We start from the raw sequence: 21,479 nt of genomic DNA, 5'->3' as shown, positions 1-21,479 counted from the left end.
AATTGAATTGGGAAATTTATGATGCGTGTTTTTTTTAATCCCTTGAATAAAGTCAGAAAAAAGAAAATTCAAAAACTTTTGAATAAAGGGAAAAAACATTATGAAAGAAAAGAATATGTTTCAGCATATAATTGTTTTTCACAGGGCGCATCTTTAAAATCCCCTGAAGCTCAATATTACCTGGCTTTATGTTATTTAAATGGACATGGAGTTGCTTTTAGCCTGCAAGAAGCGTCTTTATGGTTTGAAAGTGCAGCATCAGCTGGCTATAATGACGCTGAATATATGCTTGCATTATTATATATGCGTGGACTTCCCGAACTTAATGCAGTAACGGGACATGATATATTTACCCTAAAACAGGCTAAAGTTTCCGATGACTTAAAAACCGATTATGAAAAAGCTCGTTATTGGGCTCAAAAAGTAGCTGAAAATGGGTCTGCTGATGGTCAGGCCCTCTATGCTTACCTCTTATCAGAAATCACATCTGAACAAAATCAATTTGATGAAATAATAAAATGGTATGATAAGTCAATTTCCCAAGGTTCACCGCAAGGTTATATGGGGAAAGGATTATTTTTATTAAAAATTAGCAAAACCCAGGATGATTATTCAAAAGCGGCTGCATTATTGCAAGTTGCAGCTGAAAATGGACTTGGTACGGCGATTTATACCTTGGCTATTATGTATGAAACTGGAAAGGGGGTTGAAATTAATCATGAATATGCTGTTCAGTTGTATAAACAGGCTGCGGAATTGGGTATCCGACAGGCGCAAGCATTATATGGCATTGCCTTACGAAAAGGAAATGGGGTTGAGCGGAATTTCGTTGAAGCTGAAACTTGGTTAAGACGTGCTGCCGTAGGTGGGGATGTAGAGGCTGCTTCGGTATTGGCCGATATGCTGGCATCAGGTAATAAGGATATACCACCTAATTATACTGAGGCTATAAAATGGTATCAGTTTGCGTTTTTAGAAAAACAGCATGTTGGTGCCGCTTTTGCCTTGGGATATTTATATTTTAATGGTTTAGGAGTTGTTAAGGCTGTAGATAAGGCAATTGATCTTTATAAATTTGCTGCTGATAAAGGATATTTGCCAGCGTTAGATATTCTTGCCGAAATCGCTCTTACAAAATCTCAATATATTTCTGTAGAAGAAGTCGTCGATAATTATTTGCGTCCCCAAGCGGAAAAAGGCAACAAGAAAATTATGTTAAAATTAGCGATGGCATTGACAAACAATAAAAATTCTGAAGTTGATTTAAACAAAGAAAAAGAAGCAAAAAAGTGGTTGCAAATCTGTTGTGATGAAGATCCAGAAGCTCAATATTGGTATGGGCGCATGTTGTTGCAGGGAGTTGCTGGGGAAAAAAATCTTAAAGAAGCTTGTAAATGGATCAAGTCTTCAGCGGAGCATGGGATAGTCAAAGCGCAATTATTATGGGCTTCCCTTTTGTCGGAAGGGAAAACGGAAGATGGAAAAATTCATATTCAGGAAGCTTTAGAATTTTTTAAAAAGGCTGCTGAAAAAGGTGATGCATCGGGCATGTTTTCATTGGGTGCAATTTATGGGGGTGGAAATCATTTAAGGGAAAATAGGCAGGAAGCTCAAAAATGGTTTGAAAAAGCTGCTGAATTGGGTCATTCAAAAGCTCAGCTGATGTTGGGACGTTATTTATATGACGGTTTAGCGGGAAATAAAGATATAGCTAAAGCGCGTTATTGGTTTGAAAAAGCAAAAGATAATGGGGAAAAAGAAGCAGGGTTGGTATTGAATGCACTAGATGAGGAAATAAATCAGCAAGATTTGAAACCTGTTAAAAATAAACAAGTGGAAGTGGCTCCCGGTTTGTTTATATTTCAAGACACATAGCTAATTTATATTTAATTGCTTAATTGTGAGGCGTTGTGTCAGGAAAAAATAAAGCACAATTAGTGGTTTACGCTAGAAAAAAAGCAGAAGGGCTCGAAAAACTAAGAAAGAATGCACAGATTGCATATTCAAAAGCCCAAGAAGCTAAGCAAAATGGACAAATTGAGATTGCACTTCAATGGATGTGTAGAGCGCATCATTTAACACGAGGCAATCCGAACATTATCTTTGATTTGGCAGTTTTAAATCTAAAAACTGGTAATTTAGAGGGTGCCCATGATTTATTGCAGCCTTTATTGAAGCAATATGATTTCTATGAAGGCTGGATAGCACAAGCAGTTATTTATTCTTCTCGCAAATCCTCAAAACAATTAATTGAAATTTTGAATTATTTTCTTTCTCATTACAGTCCATCCCCGGAAACATGGTTATTAACTATTAATCTCTTGAAACAGGTTTCAAATATTGTCGGCTGTTGTTGTATCAAGGGCTCATTAAATGAAATATGGATAGATTCATTTAATGATTATCCAGTCAGTATTTATTTGGATAATCAATTATTTATTAAAACAAATCAGCCAAAAATTATCCTGCCTTCAGGCTGGCAGAAAAAATATAAAAAATTACGTATTGAACAAGATGGTGTTCCTTTTGTAGGCAGTCCTGTTGATTTGGAGTCAATTAATCTAACAATTGGGTTTGTAGAAGTTAAGAATGAAACATTAATCGGGTGGGTTTGGTGTCCAGCCGAGCCCAGTCGAATACCTTTAATCACTATAAAAGATTATAAGGGAAAGATTTATCATCAATTTCAACCCAAGGATGATATTGAGGTTGTTACTCTTGAAACACCTTTATTACAGGCAAAATCTTTTAGAATTCCCATCCATGATTTTTCTGCCGGAATGTATTCTGTTCAAGATGAGTTTTTGCGTCATTTAATTGGTAGTCCTTTGGATCCTAGCTTGGAATTCAGGGCAAAAACTTTTTTAATCCATATGCAAACCCCTGCATATCATAAGAAAAATATTAAAATTTCAAATGTAGCTCATTTTTTTCCTGTTCAAGCAGTTTATAAAGGATATGACCCAGTAATAGATAAAAAATCATCAGAGGGCATAGTTATTGTCATACCTGTTTATAAGGGAAAACAGATAACATTGGATGCACTTCAGAGCGTATTGAATAGTGTACCGGAAAATGTAAAGATTCAATTGGTTAATGATGCTTCTCCTGATAAGGAACTGGTTGTTTCATTAAAGAAATTCATAGATGACCAGCAAGTTTTTTGCATTAATCATAAGGTAAATAAGGGTTTTCCCACTGCTGTTAACAGTGGTATGAAGGCTTGGCCTGGATACGATATTATCTTGTTAAATAGTGATACCTTTGTAGGAGGGAAATGGACCGAAACGCTTTGTCGGGCCGCTTATCAGGAAGAAAATATTGGAACGGTAACTCCTTTTTCAAATGATGCGGGTATTTATTCTTATCCTTATCACGATAAGAAGAATTTGATGCCTGATAATCAAACAATTTTTCATTTTTCAAAAATATTTAAAAAAATAAACGAGCATCAATTAATAGAGATACCTACGGCACATGGTTTTTGCATGTTTATCCGACATGACTGTCTGGCGCAAACAGGATTGTTTCGTGAGGATTTATTTGCCCAGGGATATGGTGAGGAAAATGATTTTTGCATGCGTGCACGGCATTTGGGTTGGAAACATGTTTTGGCAGCTGATTGTTTTATAGGACATAAAGGGGGTGTTTCATTTGCGTATGCAAAAAAACTATTAGGGAAAAGAAATACGGAAATTCTCAATCGGCTTTATCCAGGATATGATGAAATGGTACAGGATTTCATACGTGATGATCCGTTATTGCCATTCCGTCGAAATATTGATCTATATAGAATTCAAATCCTGCTTGATGCTCAAAAGAAACGTCATGAGAAGTATCAATTTGTTTTACTGGTCACGCATCAATTTGGTGGAGGGGTGGAAAGGGCGGTTCAAGAAAGAACAGATATTTTACGTTCCCAGGGCTTTATTCCAGTATTGATCAGACCGATAATTTTGGGGGATGGATGTCAGATTGAAATTCAATTCAAATCAAAAAGAAATTTGGAAAAAGAAATAAACCTGATTTTTCCCAATCTAATTTTTTATTTTCCTCATGAATTAGAAAAATGCCTAATTTTTCTACAATTTCTTTCTGTAGATTCGTGTGAAATACATCATTTGAAAAAACATCATAAATTGATGACAGATTTATTACTTAAAATAAATAAACCTTATGATGTATATATTCATGACTATCTGATTTTTTGTCCGAGAACCGTTTTGTTAAATGAAACCATGCATTATTGTGGCGATCCGAGTGATTTGCAGATTTGTCAAAATTGTGTAAATAGTTTGTGGAAGGAAGAGGAAAGCCCTAATTTCATTGATATGGAAAAATGGTGGCATGATTCATGGAAGGAATTAAAACAGGCAAGGGCTGTTTATGTGCCTTCCAATGATGCATTTGAACGTGTTTCAAAACATTTTCCAGAATTGGGACAGTTGGAGTTAAAATTTCTCGAAGACGATCGTCCTGATCTCACTATGAAACAATTAACATTCTTTTCTCAAAAGCCCTGCCAGTTGAATGGAAAGATCAAAGCTAGAGATAATAGTTCAAACCGTTTCCGTATTTGCTTAATAGGTGCGATTGGAGTGGAAAAAGGGTTTGATGTCATTCTTGCCTTACTTCAAGATGCTGATAAGCGTGATTTGCCGATTGAGTTTGTATTGGTTGGTCGTTCCGTGGATGATGATTTGCTAATGCGTTCCGGTCGCATATTTGTAACAGGAGAATATAAGGAGGAAGAGGCAGTTTCCATGGTGCGGGAACAAGAGGCTGATCTTGCATTTTTCCCGTCAATTTGTCCGGAAACCTGGTGTTATTCACTAAGTATTGCTTGGCGGGCTGGATTGAGGACAATAAGTTACGATATTGGCGCTATTGCTGAAAGAATTAAGCGAACAGGACGAGGAAATGTCATTTCGTTAAATTTATCTATTGCCAAACAGAATGATTTTTTATTAAAAGAATGTAAATATGTTGGTCATTAAATAAAAATTAAAATTTGTTTTGAGAAATTATTAATTTTTTATTAGTTTTAATAAAATATTATTTAGTTATTTTAACTTTGCTATACTTAGCCATCTTTTAAAAAGGAAATATATTAATGTCAAAGTCTGATGATCAATCAAATAATAATCAGTATCAACAACGAATTATTGATTTAAATGTAAATGGTCATTTAATGAGTTTGGACACTGGATTATATTGTATTTATCATGTTGCCAATCAAATTCCGGCTGATGAATTTGGTTTGCCCGGCCTGCGTATTTCTGTTCCTCCCTTCAAACAGAATGCTACAGTTGAGATCAAGACTTTTGAAAATGATGGGTGGCTAGGCGCTGAAAAAAATGCTGTTCTAGTACGTATTTCGGGAGATGCTGGTTTGGTTCTTGTAACAGTTTATCGGAATCCATCAAATAATTATCCCGCACCTCAATTACAGGTTATTCGACTTAATGATGCTTCTGAAAATGATAATTCAAATAATTTGACAAATGGATTGGGCAATCAAAATTCGGGTATCAATGAAAAAATAGCCAGACAGTCAAAGCGTGCGGTCGCTCAACAACAGAATGAAATTGAAAAAGAAGGCAAAATGCGTGTTGTCGCCCATGTTCAACGTCTTGGTGACGTTAGTGTCGAACTTGGAGATTGGATTGGTATTCCAGACAGTAAAACATGGATTGAAGGATTCGGTTTGTCATTAGATGATCGTATACAGCCAGAAGATATTGAATATCAGGCTGTATTGGGAAAAGGGTGGTTTTCTCCCTGGTATAAGGGTAATGAATTTTGTGGAAGTAGAGGAATGTCACTTCCCTTGTGCGGTTTGCGTGTTAGATTGAATGGTGATGCCGCGAAAAAATATACCTTATCCGTGAAAGCAACCTTTATAGATGGAACTAAATTAGGTCCTGTCGATGATGATACCATTCTTTCATCGGAAACCATTGCGCCTCTAGAGGCATTTAGCCTGGATTTGATTGATCATGACAAGGTAAAAAATAGCAAGGAAGTCCCTGAAACTCATGTTAGTTCCAGCAATGTGAAGAGTATAAAACCAAGAACTAATATCAAGGTTAAAAATGCTAAACATAAATCTTCATCTAATCAGAAAAAAACTGAAAGCTGATTTTAACCAATATTGATTACCAAAATTAATTATGTTTAATTAATAATTATTGAATTAGCTCGTTAAAATTGTGAAATATTTATTCATACATCAAAATTTCCCCGGTCAGTATTTACATATAATAAAATATCTTGCGGGAAAGCCTGATAATGAAATTGTTTTTGTCAGTCAAGTGACGAGGCGAACAATTGGGGGAATTCGGAATGTCTTTTACGGTAAAATTGATCCCGTAAATGAATTGCACTCTTCCTTGAACGAATTGCATCAGGCCGTTAAAAGAGGAGAGGAAGTTTACCAAACTCTTAAAAAATTAAAACAGCTAGGTTTTGTCCCTGATATCATTATTGGTCATCAGGGATGGGGGGAGATGTTGAATGTTCAGGATATTTATCCTGATGTTCCAATATTGAAATATTGTGAGTTCTATTATCATTCAGATGGATTGGATGTTAAATTTGATCCGGAATTTTTATCTGATGAACTGCTTCCGTCACGGGTCAGAATTAAGAATACCATTAATTTAATCTCTGCGAATAATCCAGGTTGGGGACAGACCCCCACGTTGTTTCAGTGGAAAACCTATCCTGAATGGGCGCGTGGACAAATTACAGTGTTGAGAGAAGGGGTTGATCTAAAGATTTGCAGTCCTGATGCAGATATATATAATCATACAATGAAATTTGAGGATTTCATCATCCACCCCAAAGATAAATTGGTTACCTATGTTGCCCGTGGATTGGAACCCTATCGAGGGTTTCATATTCTTATGCGCTCCTTACCCAAAATTTTAAAAGAACGTCCAGACGCAAAAATCGTTATAGTTGGTGGGGATCAAGTCAGTTATGGTGCTGCGCTTCCTGGTAAATTGACCTGGAAACACTATTTTCTTCAACAGTTGGGGAATCAACTGGATCCCACTAGAATTTATTTTGCCGGGCTTTTGTCTTATCCCGTTTTTTGCAAACTTTTAAAACGGTCAGATGCGCATGTGTATATGACCTATCCTTTTGTTTTATCGTGGTCTTTACGAGAAGCGATGGCGATGGGTTGTCCGATTATTGCAAGTGATACTGACCCAGTCAAAGAATTTATTGTTCATCAGAAAACTGGAATTCTGACACCTTTTTTTGATAAAGAAAAACTTGCTGATAATGTTTTGGAGGTTCTAGAAAATAAGGATCTTTCAAGTAAAATCAGACATTTTTCTCGGGAAGAGGCTGAACGATCTCTTTCAATGGATATTTATTTAAATAATTATAATACATTAATCGATGATCTTATAAATCATCGAACGCCAGATCTAAGTCTGGGTAAATCCCCTGCCATGATTGGAGAGGAGCTGTAGATCATATCCATAAAAGAGAATTTAAATACGTTAAATTATTGTATATTACAATTTTTTTTAAATTAAGTTATATTAAAATTGTATTTTATTGAAAAATACTGATATATACGTTTTTTGCCAAATTCTCTGATTTATAATAAGGAAAAACCTTATGGATTTTGATCGCATCAGCCGTCGTAAATTTACGCGTTCCTTTCTAATGGCTTCTGGTGCCGCTTTTATCGCCGGTCGTTGTGGAAATCAGGCATTCGCTGAAGAGCAATCTCAAACTGGGGATAGTCATTTTCCTGATTTGGGAACAATGCAAAAACTTCAGGGGGCTGCAAGAAAAATAACACTTGCTTGGAGTGCGGATTCAATATGTACGGTTGCCTTTCCAGTTGCACAAGCCAAGGGTTTTTTTAGTAAATATAATCTGGATGTAAATTTTATTGATTTTGCAGGATCTGTCGACCAAATGCTGGAAACAATGTCGACAGGTAAGGCTGATGGTGCGTCAGGTATGGCCCTGCGTTGGTTGAAACCTTTACAGCAGGGATTTGATGTTAAACTTGTTGCGGGGTTACATTCTGGCTGTTTGCATTTATTGGCTTATGGTACAAGTTCCATAAAGAATCTGGCAGATCTGAAAGGTAAGACAATCGGTGTTGGAGATATTGGTGGACCAGCAAAAAATTTTTTCAGCATGCGTTTCAGGGAAATCGGGATAGATCCTGAAAAAGACGTAAATTGGCGTCAGTTTCCATCTGACATTCTACCTTTGGCTATAAAACGTCAGGCGGTCCAGGCTGCAGGACTGGATGATCCCTTGGCTTATTTACTTAAGCAGGAACATCATCTTGTCACTATAGATTCCAATATGTCAGGTGAATGGGCAAAAATCGCCTGCTGTGTTGTCGGTTTAAGAGGGTCATTGATAAGAAAAGATCCATTGGTAGGTAAGGCACTCACTCAGGCAATTCTGGAAGCAGGTCAATGGGTGCATCATAATAAGGAAGAGGCGGCTGAAATTTTTAAACCCTATGCGCCCAAGGCAACTGTTGGGCAGTTAACTGAAATTCTTGAATCAGAAGGAACTCATCAACAGGTTATTGGCAGCAATCTCCGGCAAAATGTATCTTTTTATGCACAGCAATTAAAACAAATAGGTGTTTTTCCTCTTTCTCTCGATATAAATGCGTATGCCGATAAAGTTACCGAGGACATTTTTGCTTTATGATTCAAAAAGTAAAAATGGCATATTGGTCACAATTGGCAGCTTTTATAATGTGGTTTGGGACTGCTTTTCTTACCTATTTTATCAAAAATGCTGATGATTTTCCCAGAACAACTGAATTTGCCTGTCTATGTATCATTATAGCAGTTTTTTGTATAGTAACGCTTCCATTTAATAAAGTTAGATATTATGGACCATGGTTGCTGGCTCTAGCTCTTATTACAGGAGGATGGGAAATTGTACAGGCAAAGTGGTTGTTACTGCCGCGTCCTTTTTTTGGTGCACCACAGGAATTGTTGGATGTATTCATAACAGATTGGTATCGCTTACTGGATTCCCTGTTACATTCCCTAACGTTGCTGTTGGGGGGATATATTTTTGGTTGTCTTATTGGCTTTTTAATCGGGATAGGAATGGGATGGTCTTTACGTTTTGGCTATTGGGCCCATCCTGTATTGAGGTTTTTTGGACCTTTGCCACCTGTAGCTTTTTTACCTTTACTTTTTGCCGTTATACCATCCGGTTGGTTGGCGGGTGAACTGTTAATGGCATTTGCCGCCGCTTTTCCTGTTGCAGTATTGACATGGTCAGGAATCGCAGGGGTCAATCCGGGATATTATGATGTTGCCCGAACGATGGGGGCAAGCTCATCCTTCTTGATTCGTCATGTTGCCATTCCTGCGGCTTTACCTTTTGTTTTTGTAGGGATGTTCATGGCTTTGGGTTCCTGTTTCTATATGCTTGTCGTAGCGGAAATGCTGGGGGTAAAGGCAGGTCTCGGGTTCTATATGCAATGGGCGCAGGGATGGGCTGCCTATCCAAATATGTATGCGGCTTTAATCATCATGGCGGTAATGTGCACAAGCTTCATGACCCTACTTTTTAAAATTAGGAATCGTTTACTGCGTTGGCAAAAAGAAAGTATTAAATGGTAGGGATGTATGGCAGAAAAACAAAGGATTGACATTACACATTTAAGTCATGGTTATAGTCTGGATAATGATGATTTGCCGGTATTGGATGATATTAATCTGACAATTGAACCACAGGAATTTGTTGTTATACTGGGCCCATCAGGATGTGGTAAATCAACATTGTTACGAATGATAGCGGGGCTTGAGCAACCTTTGAATGGATCGATTCAGGCAAATGGACAGGAAATTTCTGAGGCAGATCCATCAAGAGTGGTTGTTTTTCAGGATCCGACCCTATATCCATGGTTGACAGTTTGGGATAATGTCAATTTGGGTTTCAAAATCCGTAAGGAAAAGAACGATCATGCCGTTCAACTGATGCTTGAACTGATCGGGTTGAATAGTTTTAAAAATGCCTACCCTCGACAATTATCGGGTGGCATGGCACAAAGGGTGGCGGTGGCCAGAGCCTTGGTTAATGATCCAGGCATTCTTATTTTGGATGAACCACTGGGAAAATTGGACAGCCTGACTCGCATTACAATGCAAAAAGAGTTGGTTCATTTATGGCAACAAAGAAAATTCACGGCAATTATGGTAACCCATGATATTGAGGAGGCATTGTTACTGGCAACGCGCATTATTGTCATGCGGCATCGTCCAGCGCATATCATAGGTGAATTTCGGCTCAATATGGATTATCCAAGGCATAGAGACTCGGAAGAACTGATTAGAATTCGTAAAGATATATTTCATCTTTTGGGTCATCAATCTGATTGGTAATGGATTAAAAATATAATTTATATTACATAATTTCATATTAATCACTTGATATAGTATGATATTGAAAAAAAACATACTAAATATAGACATTACTATAGAAAAACAATTGACATACTTGGTGGAATTAATATAAAAAAGAGTGATAAATGTTAAATTAATATTAAGACTGCCCGTCACGTATTAATTTTTAACATTTATTAATTATTTATCACTCTTTATAAGAAGGTTATATGTCATTATCATAATGTTAAAGTTATACAACCATTGTTCCTATTTTGCATTATTTAGACCCATTGTAAAGAGTGATTTGAAAATAATTATTTTTTTTAATTTTTTGCAAATGGAGTAAATAATGCAAAAAAATGATAAAAATCAATTGAGATTTAGTCTTTCAATTCCATCTCATGCTGGAAAAATTAATAAAATCACAGAAAAATATTGATCTCATACAAGTTTGTCTCATGATCAATATATTCATGATCGACGTTTGAGATTACCACCGTTTTGCTTGGAGTTTGAAAAAATATCTCAAAAATTTAATGTTCCTCTGGATCAAATTAGAATTGCCTTAAGAGGTATAAGAACAAGAAATAAAGATCCTAAACGTGGCATGTTAAATTGTGATAGACGTTCAAGAGAAATAATTTTGGCGATGGCTAAAAAATTTAATGAACCAGTTTACAAGGTTATACAACGTTTATTGATAGAATCTGCATGGGATAAAAAAATTACTAATTAATTTTTACTAGATAACTTATCAAATCTACGTTTTACTATTAAAGAGCGGCAATAATATTATTGCCGCTCTTTATAGCATTTATTTTTTATATTTTTTAATTGCGATTTCAATTAATTCACAAGCTTTTGCCTGATTGTCCCAGCCTTGGATTTTAACCCATTTACCCTTTTCCAAATCTTTATAATGGGTAAAGAAATGTTCGATTTCTTGGCGGGTAATTTCTGGAAGCTCTGAAACTTCATGAATTTTCGAGTATAGAGGATGGATTTTATCGTGTGGAACACAGATCACTTTTTCATCCATGCCTGATTCATCCTCCATTTTTAAAACACCGATTGGACGAGAACGAATAACACAACCTGGAACCACCGCTTCCGGAATCAAAACCAGCATGTCAATAGGGTCACCATCAGCTGCAAGGGTGTTGGGAATAAATCCATAGGCAGCAGGATAAGCCATGGGGGTAAAGACAATACGGTCAACAAAAACAGCACCGCTTTCTTTGTCAACTTCATATTTTACTTTTGAACCCTTGGGAATTTCAATAACAACATTAATATCATTAGGCACGTCTTTGCCCGGTGCAATCTTAGAAAGATCCATAATCATGTTCCATTATTATTTAAAACAGAAATACTAACGAATTGCCGTTGATTTATCAATATATTGAAACGGTTAAATTTCTAGACATGAATGATCAGATAGTTATATCTGGACTTGATCCTAACTTTTTGGAAAAATTATAAAAATATATCTTAAAACTTTTGATGATATCAGGATTATGGATAAATGAAATTGAATGGAATGGGTAATAATCAAAGTTTTTTCGGATAAACGTAAAGAAAACGCTTGCAAAAATGATTGTTTTACGGCAAATATGAGCTGCGTCAACGCGCCTGTAGCTCAATTGGTTAGAGCCGACCGCTCATAACGGCCTGGTTGCAGGTTCGAGTCCTGCCAGGCGCAGACGCTTTTTATCCAGCCTGAGGGCAATAAAAGATAACGGTGATTGTCTCAGGTTCTTCCCCCTAAATATTTAATACTAGATAGATGATATAAGGAGCTTCTTAACGATGGCTGGGCCTCAATATGTATATGTGATGAAAGATTTGACAAAGGCTTATCCCGGTGGTCGTGAAGTGTTTAAAGGCATAACTTTGTCTTTTCTGCCTGGGGTAAAGATTGGTGTTCTTGGGGTCAATGGTGCGGGTAAATCAACTCTATTACGCATTATGGCAGGAAAGGATAAGGAATTTGGCGGGGAAGCCTGGGCAGCTGATGGAATCAGGGTTGGATATTTAGAACAAGAACCGCAGCTGGATGAAACTAAAACGGTTGGTGAAAATGTTGCCGAAGGTTTTGGCCCTTTAAAAAAGGCTGTTGATCGGTTTAACGAAATTTCAATGAAATTTGCCGAGCCGATGGATGATGACACCATGAATGCCTTGTTGGCAGAACAGGCTGATCTGCAAGAAAAAATTGATGCCGGTAATGGTTGGGAACTTGATCGTCAAATTGAAATTGCCCTTGACGCGTTGCGTTGCCCACCAGCTGAAGCAAGAGTCGATAAATTATCAGGAGGTGAGCGACGTCGTGTCGCCCTGTGTCGCCTGTTGCTGGAAAAACCAGATATACTTTTATTGGATGAGCCGACAAATCATCTTGATGCGGAAAGTGTGGCATGGTTAGAACAGACATTACGGGATTATGCTGGTACCGTTATTCTGATTACCCATGATCGATACTTCCTGGACAACGTTACAAACTGGATTTTGGAAATTGAGCGTGGCCGTGGTTATCCATTCGAGGGTAATTATTCTTCATGGCTTGAACAAAAGCGCAAACGTCTGGCTCAGGAAGAAAAAGAGGAAAGTGCACGTCAACGGGCCCTGGCTGCAGAACAGCAATGGATCAATTCCTCACCAAAGGCACGTCAGGCGAAAAGCCAGGCCCGTATTGCAAAATATGAGGAAATGCTTTCTCAAAGCCAGGAAAAGGCAACAGGTGTTGCGGATATATATATTGCCCCTGGCCCCCGTTTAGGTAATGTTGTTATTGAAGCGGATAATCTCAGCAAAGGATTTGGTGACCGTTTACTAATTGATAAATTGAACTTCAAATTGCCTCCTGGAGGGATTGTAGGAGTAATCGGTCCAAATGGTGCGGGTAAATCAACCCTGTTCAAAATGATTATAGGTGCTGATAAACCTGATGAAGGTGAGATACGTATTGGTGATACGGTAAAGTTGGGATATGTTGACCAGTCCCGTCATGAATTGGATCCCAATAAAACCGTATGGGAAGAAATTTCCGGTGGGACGGATGTCCTTTATCTGGGTAAGCGGGCAATTCCTTCGAGAGCCTATGTTGGAACATTTAATTTCAAGGGTTCGGATCAGCAGAAAAAGGTTGGTGTTCTATCCGGTGGTGAACGAAACCGCGTTCATCTTGCCAAAATGTTAAAACAGGAAAGCAATGTAATCCTGCTGGATGAACCAACCAATGATCTTGATCTCGATACTTTGCGTGTTCTTGAGGAAGCTTTGGAGGAATTCCCCGGTTGCGCTGTAGTTATCAGCCATGACCGATGGTTTCTGGATCGTCTTGCAACTCATATCCTTGCATTTGAAGGGGATAGCCATGTCGAATGGTTTGAAGGCAATTTTGAAGCGTATGAAGAGGATAAGCGACGGCGTCTGGGCCCTGATGCAACAGAACCTAGTCGTATCAAATATCGTCCAATTTCACGATAATTTCGGTTATTATTGATTTAAATTGAAAAAGCCCATATGATTTTTGTCATGATGGGCTTTTTATGTAAGTTTTGATATCTGTGAACTGGTTGGATTTAAGAACTTCACGTTTGATTTTATCGCCGGTAAATTGGCAGGATATACCGGATATTTTGGCTTTAAAAACGGATGTTTTGACCTTTAGTAGTATGTTGGGTGGTGTTCGAACTTCATGGCAAGTGCAAAAGGAAATGGCTGAGGATATTCTTTATTGGGGATCTCATAGGATTGGCATATATACTGTTCGCAAGCATATTCAAAATAGAACAGGTCAATTTTTGGGAATAACAGGGATACACTTGCGCAATGATAACCGTGGGCATGCATTGAGATTTGCACTATGGGGATGGGCGCAAGGGAAAGGATATGCCCGTGAGGCAGCATTTGCTGTATTGTCGGCCGCCCATGAGCGTGGGTATCAACGGATAGTGGCGGTTACCAAAGAAAGAAATATAGCCTCTCGTCGAATTCTTGGAAGTATTGGCATGAATGTTGAGGAGCAATTCGTGCGTCATGGATACAAGATGCTAACTTATGTCAGTGTATTATCGTAGAGAGAATGACTGTATAGTCCGACCAAAATTTCAAATGATGTAATGTATATTGTAATTTTTATGCAGACATGAAAAATCCAGAATACGGACAAAAATTTTTTTTTCAGTTAAAGGCACATCCGTATTCCAGATTTCAGGTTTTTTAAAGAATTATATTTATGAATAAATTATGCTGTTACTTTTTTTGGATTGGAACCTTTGGCACCGTAATATAGAATAAATGCGTAACAAATCAGGGTTAGAAAGAATGCATGCTGAATTCCAATGGCATCGCTTAGCATTCCCTGAATGAACGGTACGACTGCACCACCAACAATAGCCATAACTAACAAACTCGATGCCTGTTCTGTTAGAGGGCCCATTTCTGCAATACCAAGTGAGAATATGGTTGGGAACATTATAGAGTTGAACAACCCAATTGCCACGATGGAATAAACCGCAACGTACCCTGTGCTAAACATGGTTGTCAATAATAGACAGAGATTGATAATTGCACACCAACTTAGCATTTTACTTGGCGAACTTTTGACCATCACGGCTGATCCAACAATCCTGCCAACCATGGTGCCTCCCCAGAATAAAGTAACATATTGTGCAGCTTGCTGTTCAGACATTCTGCCGATTTCTGGCAAGGTCAGATAATTTATCATAAAACTGCCCAATGCGACTTCGGCACCAACATAACAGAAGATTCCTATGGCGCCCAAGACTGCATGAGGATGTTTGAACACGTCAGAAAGTTTATAGTTTTGTTTCTGTTGGTTTTGATTGTCGTCTTTGTTGGTAGGTAATTTAAAGATTGCTACAAAGCCAGCCAGTAAAACAAGGATAATTCCAAGCACTGCATAAGGTGTTTGAACAGATTTAGCTTGTTCTTTACGATACTGTTCAATTTTAGTATTGGTTGAATCAGAAATATGTTGTTTGAGCTGTGTGAGATTTTCCTGATCAATTGGTTGCAATTTCAGGGTTGAAAAGCTTTCAAGAGCTTCAACCAAGGACCCGGTTGGAATTTGGTCAATTTGTTCAGCGGTGAAATGACTTAATAAGCTTAATTTTTTTTCAGTTGGTATATTGTTTAGTGTTGTTCCAATTAATTCGGGTGAAAATTTTTGAAATTCTTGTTGGATTAGGGAATCCGGAAGCTTTTCGTATATATAAGGAGGTATGTTCTTCAAAGCATATGCAACATTTTCATTGGAGGCCTTTGCAAAAATTGCCTCTATATCATTTGTTGGATTATTTTCAAGAGTTGAAATCAACTGGATGGTCTGTGGATCGGATGCAATCCTGTTGGGTATTGTATAAGCGGCACCGGTTAAGATTAGAATACTGCCAAGATAAGGAGCAACAGTCGTCCCAAGGGCATTCAAGGCCTGGGCCATGTTAAGGCGGCTAGAACTTGTTTTTTGTGGCCCTAAAAGTGTGACATAAGGATTGGCTGAAACTTGCAGGATGGTAATGCCGGTTGCCAAAATAAATAGGGCAAGAAGGAAAAAGTAGTAATTCGCAATTGTTGCTGCCGGCCAGAATAAAAATGTTCCAATGGCGGCAATAATCAATCCGGTAATGATTCCTTTTTTATAACCAAGTCTGGATACAATTTTGCCTCCTGGAACAGACATTAAAAAATATGCTCCAAAAAACGTGAATTGCACCAGCATCGCTTGTGTGTAATTAAGGTTAAAGACGGTTTTGAGATGTGGAATTAAAATGTTGTTTAGACAGGTTAAGAAACCCCACATGAAAAACACGATTGAAATAACACTTAAGGCAATAGGGTAATTGGTAAATTTATTGTCTTGAGTTGTTATGGTTGACGCTTCATTTGAAGAATGACTCATAAACTTAATTCCCTTGTTATTTAGGGTTATATTTTATATCAAGATGGTTTCTTTTTTAAGGTAAATATAGAAAGGCAATATTTATTTAACAAGAACTCATAAATTATAGCAAAGCATAAAAAGTGTCTGTTAAAAAGGTTTTTTTTTAATTAAACCGTAAAAAATGCCACGAAATTCTTAATCTTGAATTGCTATTTGATGATCCATTTATTTTTTTGCGAATTACGCTTTTCCCAACCTTTTTCTTCAAGCTCTGGTTTATCCCGGATCGTTTGTGGATATCCAACACAGAGGTAAGCGATAAATTCAAGGGTTTCCGGTATTTCAAGAATCTGATGTATATCCTTTGGTGTTATGATGGAAACCCATCCAACGCCTATACCATAGGCTCTGGCAGCTAACCAGAAGCTATATATGGCCATAACAGTTGAGTAAGCGGTGGTTTGCGGCATTGTCTTGCGTCCTAGGCCTTTGCCCTGATCGGGATTGCGTTCGGAAAAAACAGCAATATGATGTGGAGCGTCATCCATTCCGGATAGTTTTAAAGAATTGTAAAGCTTTTGTTTATCGGAACTGTAATCACGGCTTGCCTGTAAATTATTTTTTTTAAAAACATTATGGATTTTCTGTCGCAATTCGGGTCTGTTAATTTTGATAAAGTACCAGGGTTCACTCAATCCAACAGAAGGTGCCTTACATGCAAAAGACAATAATTGATCCATTATTTCGTCAGGTATAGGATCTGGTTTAAAATGCCTGACATCCCTTCGCCAAGTGAACAGTTGTTCAAGTTCATTTATAAAATGATCTGAAAAACGCTCTTTAGTCATGATTACTGGCAGGATAATTATTATGCCATCATAAAATATTTTATGATGGTCAATTTAATTTAGGAATGGTTTTGAAGTTGGCGTTTTAAGGCTGCAATCAAAGCGGATACATCATTTTGATGACGTGCAATAAAAGATGTGTAATCTCCTCTTTGAGTTACGGCAAGTGACGCATTTTCACCAATAATATCAACAACCATTGGGGAGCCATTTTTAATTTCAATAATCCACTGAATGACGACATCTGGCTGTTTTGGACGTTTCAAGGTAGTCTGAATGGATTTTTTGTTTCCCTCTGTTGACGTAATTTCGCCAATGGTAAATGAAACCCCTTTATATTCTCCAAGCCGATTGGTAATTGAATTAACGAGTACCTGATGAAAAAGCTGGGTATATTCTTGTTGCTGGTCTGAAGTGGCGACCCTCCAAAAACGCCCCAGACAGAATTTCGCGATACCATCGACATCAACATATTTATTCAAAATAGGCAGAAATTTTTCTTTTTGTTCAGTCTTCGAATAATCTGCATTTACAATGGCAACCATTTCATTCCCGGTGGATCGCAGCCACTCTTTCAACTGATTGTCGGAATAGGTGGCTTCTGAAGCATGAACTTGGGTTATAAGAGGGAAAATCGCTTGTTTTGAAACAACGTTCCCAGCAAGGAGAATACCGCTAATCGCAAGTGCAGGAAAAAAGATTTTACAGGGATGAATTTTCAAAATATAGCTCCTAAATTATTTAACATACCATGCAGGGACAGTTGCTCTATGATCCTCGATAAGTGCTTTGATTTCAGCATCTTGCTGTTGTTGATAGGCACTTCGGATGGTTGCGTAAGGATCCAAAGAATCCTGTTGCAATTGATTCATCGCATCAAGATAATCAGCCCTCGAACTTATTACACCTAAAATATTATATGCCCAGTTAAAAGTTATCAAGCCATATCCTCTGGGGACATAATTCCATGGTGACAGACCAACCGCAATGATGGATCCCCCACCTTCACGTAGAGAGGTTGGTCCCATGAAGGGAACGAATAGATAGGGACCTGATTTTACGCCCCAACTGGCCAGAGTCATACCGGGGGTGGTGTCATGATGTTTATATCCAGCCATTTCGGCTACATCTATTAATCCTCCAATTCCGGCCACCATGTTTATACACCAACGGGCAAAAGCATCTCCAGCGCGTCTTGATTTACCTGCCCCGACATCTGAGAAAAAGACAACGGGTTCATCCATGGTGCGTATCATATTGCTGAGTGATTTCCGGACCACTTTTGGCACCGCCCATACATACGCTTTGGCTACAGGTTTCAGCGTATATTTATCCATTTTTATTGTAAAATTGTACATTTTACGATTGGTTGGCTCATATTTGTCATTATTATGTTTATATTCAGCCAAGGCTTCAGGATCTTTTGGTGGCGGATTACTGCATCCATTCAGAAAAATGCCAAGACAGCCCAGAAAAGTTAAGCAAGGTAATAAAAAATTCTTTTTTTTCAGTTCGGATGATTTTGGAAAATTAAAGAAAGAAAATAGGGTGAAATTCATGGCAACCTTTGTTAACTTTTAATTTGTTATAACAATTTTAAATTTTGATCATACAATTTAAATGAATTAAATAAATAATCATAACAATTTAGGCAATAACAATTCAGAACATAGCAGATTCATCATTAAACAACAGAAAAAAGAATTTGTATTAATTAAAATTGAGACATGAAAGATCTGATTGTGGTAATAAAACAACAAATAACTAAAGATCTTTTATGTTATGCTCATGTCTCAAAATTAAGAATTTGATCCAAACGATTATATAGAAAATTGTTGAAATTAAATTCCACGATTATGTTTAATATAATCCCATGCAGCATTAATTTTTACGATTTTTTGGTTTGCCTTTTCAATTTCCTTTGGATCTCCTCCTTTTGCTGCAATAAGGTCAGGGTGATAGATGCGAACAAGTTCACGCCAACGGTTGCGGATAGTTTCGGTATCCGTTTTAGGATCAACCCCAAGTATTACGTATGCATCAGGTTCGTCAGAAACAGAACGGGGACTGCCTCCTTGGGTTGCATAATCCCATACTCGTTCTGAGAGACCGAATATATGCTGGATATGTCGCAAATATTTTTCTTCAAGCGGATGAAGAGGTTCCGATTTTTTTAAATCAGAACGGGCCAGCATATATAGAAGGATAAAAACATTTTCAAGTTTGCCTTTTTCCTCTTGGAAATTGTGTTTAAGAATTTTTGCAAATTTTGGATAATCATCAACTCTTGAACGGGCCCGATCAAAAAGCATACCTATTTGCTTTTCTTGTTGTGGTGGAATATGAAGATGATGTTTAAAATAATCAACCTCACTTCGGTTGACCGGACCATCACATTTGGCAAGCTTGGCAGATAAAATGATGAGACATAATGCCATAACTTGCTCTTTTTTACCGGCATTTGAGGCCATTTGCACAGCAATATAGGTGCTGGCACCCACAAGATCGGGAGAGATCTTACGTTTCCATTGTTCAACCCATCCTCCCAAAGGTGGATTTAACAGTTTGTTTTTATCTGCAGCATGACCAATGGCAGCACCTAGTAATGCTCCAAGAGGACCACTTGTTGCGAAGCCGGCGATTGTTCCAAAAATTTTTCCAAAAACAGGCATTGAATTAATATAATAGAATTAAACTTGCTTCATTCTATTATTCTTTTGTTAAAAGGCAAATTTATTTTAAAAGTTTTCGTGGCATATATTATCTGTAATATGAGGGATAATTTATTTATTTAATTACAGTCAATGATTTTTATTGAAAAAAAAGTTGGAAAAATCAAATAACTATATTTTTTTTAATATAAAATGTAACGCTGTTAATCTTAGCATAGAGGATAGCGGATGATTTGCACACCGTTTTGCATCAATTTCAGTAATCAAATGAAGCAGGGTAAGATTTTTTGATACCGCCATTTGATCTAGAATATCCCAAAAGTCCTGTTCCAGAGCGATGCTTGTGCGATGGCCAGAAATTTGAAAACTGCGTTTTTTTAAATAATGTCGTGACATGATTTTTGATTGGCTTGCAATTATATGGATATCATAAATTGATCAAATGCCCATTGGGCTGTTTCCTTGATAATAGCATTATCATGATTTTTCCAATTTATTATTAGTGGTAAAAGATTTTCTATATTTGAATTACCTGCCGCAATCAGGATATTCCTGATAAATCGTAAATGACCAATACGCTTTACAGGAGATCCAGTGAAAAAACTTCTGAAATCTTCCTCATTGAATTGAAGAAATTTTGCAAGTGGGGGTAAAACAAGTTCGGTTCGAGCCTGTAACTTGATGTGACGACTTTGACTGGCGAAACTATTCCATGGACAGACAGCCAGACAATCATCACAACCGTAAATTCGATTTTGCATAGCCTTACGAAATTCGATGGGGATACTGCCGGCATATTCTATAGTGAGATATGAAATACAGCGTTTTGCATCCAGTTTAAAAGGCTCGGGGAAAGCCTGAGTTGGACAGGAAACCAAGCATTTTTTACAGGAACCACAATGTGATTTGCTTGCAGGTAAAGGGGGAATATGAAGAGTGGTCAATATCTCACCTAAAAAAAGCCAACTGCCAAATTGACGGGAAACCAGATTTGTATGTTTTCCCTGCCAACCTAAACCTGCCTTTTGCGCGAGAGGTTTTTCCATGATAGGTGCCGTATCGACAAAAACCTTAACCTGTTCATTATTTGAATAATATTTTGTCTCTTTTAATATAAATTGGGCTAAATGTTTCAGCCATCCCTTGATTATATCATGATAGTCCCGATTACGGGCGTAAACAGATATATTAGCACATTCAGGATGTTTAAGATTTTCCAGGGGATTTTCCCGGGGGCCATAATTTACTCCCAAGACAATTGCCGTTTTCACTTCTGGCCATAAATGGTGGGGACTGGAACGATAATATAGACGATCTTCCAACCACTGCATGGTTCCATGCCGTTTGAGAGAAATAAACTCCTTAAGTAAAACCGCTTTTTCTGGTGGTAGAGATGCTTCACAAATGCCACATTGATCAAATCCCAATTCAATCGCTTTTTTTTGAATAAGTTTGGAAAAATTTTTAGGTAGCATGAAGATATGAATATATAACTATCATCAATTGTAATTCAGATTATTTATTTATAGAATAGGTTTGTATATTCAAACAAGTTTTCTTTAAGTGTAGAAAACATTCTTAAAATGAAAAATATCAAGAGACATGATTTTTATTGTCACATAAATAAATATAGAAATAGGTCATGATT

The 21,479-nt window shown here is 37.4% G+C and carries 18 protein-coding genes and 1 tRNA gene; 11 read left to right on the top strand and 8 right to left on the bottom strand.

What is annotated here, in order from left to right; all coding sequences use genetic code 11:
- Positions 1-18: 18 nt before the first annotated feature.
- The 8 genes from H3T46_RS07815 to H3T46_RS07780 all read left to right on the top strand — a co-directional run bounded on the left by H3T46_RS07815 (position 19) and on the right by H3T46_RS07780 (position 11,139).
- A complete protein-coding gene (locus H3T46_RS07815; protein WP_198197009.1) occupies positions 19-1,875 on the top strand; it encodes a tetratricopeptide repeat protein in 1,857 nt (618 codons plus the stop codon).
- 35 nt (positions 1,876-1,910) lie between these two features.
- On the top strand, positions 1,911-4,997 hold the full coding sequence (locus H3T46_RS07810) for a glycosyltransferase (RefSeq protein ID WP_198197010.1): 3,087 nt from the start codon (positions 1,911-1,913) through the stop codon (positions 4,995-4,997).
- A 116-nt stretch (positions 4,998-5,113) separates the two neighbouring features.
- Entirely contained in the window at positions 5,114-6,142 is a 1,029-nt protein-coding gene (locus tag H3T46_RS07805) for a hypothetical protein (RefSeq protein ID WP_198197011.1), read from the top strand.
- A 70-nt stretch (positions 6,143-6,212) separates the two neighbouring features.
- Positions 6,213-7,487: a glycosyltransferase gene (locus tag H3T46_RS09050; RefSeq protein WP_198193409.1), complete on the top strand. Its 1,275-nt coding sequence runs from the start codon at positions 6,213-6,215 to the stop codon at positions 7,485-7,487.
- Positions 7,488-7,638: 151 nt separating this feature from the next.
- A complete protein-coding gene (locus H3T46_RS07795; protein WP_198197012.1) occupies positions 7,639-8,706 on the top strand; it encodes an ABC transporter substrate-binding protein in 1,068 nt (355 codons plus the stop codon).
- Complete coding sequence (locus tag H3T46_RS07790) at positions 8,703-9,638, top strand: ABC transporter permease (protein WP_198197013.1); 936 nt, start codon at positions 8,703-8,705, stop codon at positions 9,636-9,638. Before H3T46_RS07795 ends, H3T46_RS07790 begins: the two co-directional genes overlap by 4 nt.
- A 6-nt stretch (positions 9,639-9,644) precedes the next feature.
- Positions 9,645-10,400 carry an ABC transporter ATP-binding protein gene (locus H3T46_RS07785; RefSeq protein WP_198197014.1) on the top strand — a complete coding sequence of 252 codons (756 nt, stop codon included), beginning with the start codon at positions 9,645-9,647 and terminating at the stop codon, positions 10,398-10,400.
- Between the two features lie 487 nt (positions 10,401-10,887).
- Positions 10,888-11,139: a hypothetical protein gene (locus H3T46_RS07780; protein ID WP_232350058.1), complete on the top strand. Its 252-nt coding sequence runs from the start codon at positions 10,888-10,890 to the stop codon at positions 11,137-11,139.
- Between the two features lie 78 nt (positions 11,140-11,217).
- Here the strand turns inward: H3T46_RS07780 and ppa are convergent, their stop codons facing one another.
- Complete coding sequence (ppa, locus tag H3T46_RS07775; protein ID WP_198197016.1) at positions 11,218-11,742, bottom strand: inorganic diphosphatase; 525 nt, start codon at positions 11,740-11,742, stop codon at positions 11,218-11,220.
- A gap of 289 nt (positions 11,743-12,031) precedes the next feature.
- On the opposite strand from ppa, the gene H3T46_RS07770 reads away from it, so the two are divergent.
- The 3 genes from H3T46_RS07770 to H3T46_RS07760 all read left to right on the top strand — a co-directional run bounded on the left by H3T46_RS07770 (position 12,032) and on the right by H3T46_RS07760 (position 14,485).
- A tRNA-Ile gene (locus H3T46_RS07770) sits at positions 12,032-12,105 on the top strand.
- Between the two features lie 107 nt (positions 12,106-12,212).
- A complete protein-coding gene (gene ettA / locus H3T46_RS07765) occupies positions 12,213-13,892 on the top strand; it encodes an energy-dependent translational throttle protein EttA (protein WP_155571733.1) in 1,680 nt (559 codons plus the stop codon).
- 80 nt (positions 13,893-13,972) lie between these two features.
- Positions 13,973-14,485 carry a GNAT family N-acetyltransferase gene (locus H3T46_RS07760; RefSeq protein WP_198197017.1) on the top strand — a complete coding sequence of 171 codons (513 nt, stop codon included), beginning with the start codon at positions 13,973-13,975 and terminating at the stop codon, positions 14,483-14,485.
- Between the two features lie 167 nt (positions 14,486-14,652).
- Here the strand turns inward: H3T46_RS07760 and H3T46_RS07755 are convergent, their stop codons facing one another.
- The 7 genes from H3T46_RS07755 to queG form a co-directional block, all read right to left on the bottom strand.
- Positions 14,653-16,329, bottom strand: coding sequence for a sugar MFS transporter (locus H3T46_RS07755; protein ID WP_232349971.1), 1,677 nt, complete (start codon positions 16,327-16,329; stop codon positions 14,653-14,655).
- A gap of 191 nt (positions 16,330-16,520) precedes the next feature.
- The gene (gene bluB, locus H3T46_RS07750; RefSeq protein WP_110438692.1) at positions 16,521-17,159 is read right to left on the bottom strand and encodes a 5,6-dimethylbenzimidazole synthase; all 639 of its coding nucleotides are present in this window, start codon (positions 17,157-17,159) and stop codon (positions 16,521-16,523) included.
- Positions 17,160-17,218: 59 nt separating this feature from the next.
- Positions 17,219-17,881, bottom strand: coding sequence for a phospholipid-binding protein MlaC (locus tag H3T46_RS07745; RefSeq protein ID WP_110438693.1), 663 nt, complete (start codon positions 17,879-17,881; stop codon positions 17,219-17,221).
- A 15-nt stretch (positions 17,882-17,896) separates the two neighbouring features.
- A complete protein-coding gene (locus H3T46_RS07740) occupies positions 17,897-18,718 on the bottom strand; it encodes a VacJ family lipoprotein (RefSeq protein WP_155568985.1) in 822 nt (273 codons plus the stop codon).
- Between the two features lie 282 nt (positions 18,719-19,000).
- Positions 19,001-19,831, bottom strand: a complete 831-nt coding sequence (locus H3T46_RS07735) for a TerB family tellurite resistance protein (RefSeq protein WP_155566527.1) — start codon at positions 19,829-19,831, stop codon at positions 19,001-19,003.
- A 171-nt stretch (positions 19,832-20,002) separates the two neighbouring features.
- The gene (locus H3T46_RS07730; protein ID WP_155565136.1) at positions 20,003-20,227 is read right to left on the bottom strand and encodes a ribbon-helix-helix domain-containing protein; all 225 of its coding nucleotides are present in this window, start codon (positions 20,225-20,227) and stop codon (positions 20,003-20,005) included.
- Positions 20,228-20,247: 20 nt separating this feature from the next.
- Positions 20,248-21,306 carry a tRNA epoxyqueuosine(34) reductase QueG gene (gene queG, locus H3T46_RS07725; protein WP_155565137.1) on the bottom strand — a complete coding sequence of 353 codons (1,059 nt, stop codon included), beginning with the start codon at positions 21,304-21,306 and terminating at the stop codon, positions 20,248-20,250.
- Positions 21,307-21,479 lie beyond the last annotated feature (173 nt).

Source organism: Commensalibacter sp. M0133, from assembly GCF_016101485.1.
Classification (GTDB): Bacteria; Pseudomonadota; Alphaproteobacteria; order Acetobacterales; family Acetobacteraceae; genus Commensalibacter; species Commensalibacter melissae.
The sequence above is the reverse complement of the archived record's forward strand: the minus strand, read 5'-3'. Positions and strand labels throughout refer to the sequence as shown.

Excerpts from the sequence above, each read along its gene's own strand:
- H3T46_RS07785 (WP_198197014.1), top strand. The coding sequence starts at position 9,645 with ATGGCAGAAAAACAAAGGATTGACATTACACATTTAAGTCATGGTTAT.
- H3T46_RS07740 (WP_155568985.1), bottom strand. The coding sequence starts at position 18,718 with ATGAATTTCACCCTATTTTCTTTCTTTAATTTTCCAAAATCATCCGAA.
- H3T46_RS07790 (WP_198197013.1), top strand. The coding sequence starts at position 8,703 with ATGATTCAAAAAGTAAAAATGGCATATTGGTCACAATTGGCAGCTTTT.
- H3T46_RS07815 (WP_198197009.1), top strand. The coding sequence starts at position 19 with ATGATGCGTGTTTTTTTTAATCCCTTGAATAAAGTCAGAAAAAAGAAA.
- ppa (WP_198197016.1), bottom strand. The coding sequence starts at position 11,742 with ATGGATCTTTCTAAGATTGCACCGGGCAAAGACGTGCCTAATGATATT.
- bluB (WP_110438692.1), bottom strand. The coding sequence starts at position 17,159 with ATGACTAAAGAGCGTTTTTCAGATCATTTTATAAATGAACTTGAACAA.
- H3T46_RS07755 (WP_232349971.1), bottom strand. The coding sequence starts at position 16,329 with ATGAGTCATTCTTCAAATGAAGCGTCAACCATAACAACTCAAGACAAT.
- H3T46_RS07735 (WP_155566527.1), bottom strand. The coding sequence starts at position 19,831 with ATGCCTGTTTTTGGAAAAATTTTTGGAACAATCGCCGGCTTCGCAACA.
- H3T46_RS07795 (WP_198197012.1), top strand. The coding sequence starts at position 7,639 with ATGGATTTTGATCGCATCAGCCGTCGTAAATTTACGCGTTCCTTTCTA.
- H3T46_RS07805 (WP_198197011.1), top strand. The coding sequence starts at position 5,114 with ATGTCAAAGTCTGATGATCAATCAAATAATAATCAGTATCAACAACGA.
- H3T46_RS07730 (WP_155565136.1), bottom strand. The coding sequence starts at position 20,227 with ATGTCACGACATTATTTAAAAAAACGCAGTTTTCAAATTTCTGGCCAT.
- ettA (WP_155571733.1), top strand. The coding sequence starts at position 12,213 with ATGGCTGGGCCTCAATATGTATATGTGATGAAAGATTTGACAAAGGCT.
- queG (WP_155565137.1), bottom strand. The coding sequence starts at position 21,306 with ATGCTACCTAAAAATTTTTCCAAACTTATTCAAAAAAAAGCGATTGAA.